The sequence below is a fragment of the Lipingzhangella rawalii genome (assembly GCF_031628175.1).
Taxonomy (GTDB): Bacteria; Actinomycetota; Actinomycetes; order Streptosporangiales; family Streptosporangiaceae; genus Lipingzhangella_A; species Lipingzhangella_A rawalii.
Window position 1 is genome coordinate 1 of sequence record NZ_JAVLVT010000034.1, and the last position, 1,255, is coordinate 1,255.

At 68.7% G+C, this 1,255-nt stretch carries 1 protein-coding gene; it reads right to left on the bottom strand.

The genetic code is table 11. The features are described from left to right. Window positions 1-1,255 (bottom strand): acyltransferase domain-containing protein (locus RIF23_RS20640; protein WP_310914304.1); only part of this gene is annotated, 1,255 nt, incomplete at both ends.

A 1,255-nucleotide genomic window follows, 5' to 3' on the forward strand; every position in this document is an offset into this window, starting at 1 on the left:
ACGTGGGTGAGGGTGGTGGTGAGGTGGGGGTGGAGGGTGTCGATATGGGGGGTGTGTGAGGCGTAGCTGACGTCGATGGCCTGGGCCTGGGAGCCGTAATGCTCGAGAAGGACGTCCGCGGCGGCGGGATCGCCCGCAACAATGGTGCTCTCCGGACTATTCACCGCCGCGATGTGCAGATCGGACCGAACATGGCCGGTGATGTATTCCTGAACCTGCTCCACGGGAGCATGCACCGCGACCATCGCCCCCGCCGGAGCATGAGCGGCAATCGCCTGACTGCGCAGAGCCACAATCCGAGCGGCCTCCGCCACACTCAACGCCCCCGCAACCGTAGCCGCGGCGATCTCCCCCTGAGAATGCCCCACCACCGCGGCAGGCTCCACCCCCAAATCCCGCCACAACCCAGCCAACGACACCATCACCGCCCACAGCGCCGGCTGGACCACCTCAACCCGCCCCAGATCACACGCCGGATCCGACCCCGCCAACACCCCGGTCAACGACCAGTCCACCCACGGCGCCAACGCCCGCTCACACGCCGCGATCCGCTCCGCAAACACCGGCACCTGCTCCACCAAACCCGCCGCCATCCCCACCCACTGCGCCCCCTGCCCCCCAAACACAAACACCGGACGCGGATCGGCAACAGCACGTCCCAACACCACGCCTGGGGCCTGCGGGGCGGCGGCTGTCTCCGCCAGGGTCCGCAGTCCGGCCATGCCCGATGGGCGGTCCTCGGCAGGATGGTGGAGCACCACGGCGCGGTGGTCCATGTGCGCGCGACTGGTGGCCAGGGCATGGCCCACGGCCCTCGCGTCACTCGGATGCAGCGTGAGGTGCTCGTGGAGCTGCTGGGCGTGGGTGTGGAGGGCGGTGGGAGTGTGGGCGGAAAGCACCCAGGGCACAGGCGCTGCCGGCAGCTGCCCCGCCTCCGGAACAGACTGCCCCGGCCCCACATCACCCGCCCCCACCGCACCGGCAGGAGCCTGCTCAAGGACGAGATGGGCATTAGTGCCACTAATCCCGAACGCTGACACCGCCGCCCGGCGGGGCCGGCCCATATCCGGCCAGTCCCGAGCCCGCGTCAACAACGCAAGCCCGGAACGACTCCAGTCCAAATGTGGCGTGGGCTCATCCACATGCAACGTGCACGGCAGATGCGCATGCCGGATCGCCTCGATCATCTTGATCATCCCCGCCATACCCGCCGCAGCCTGCGTATGACCGAGATTGGACTTCACCGACCCCGAGA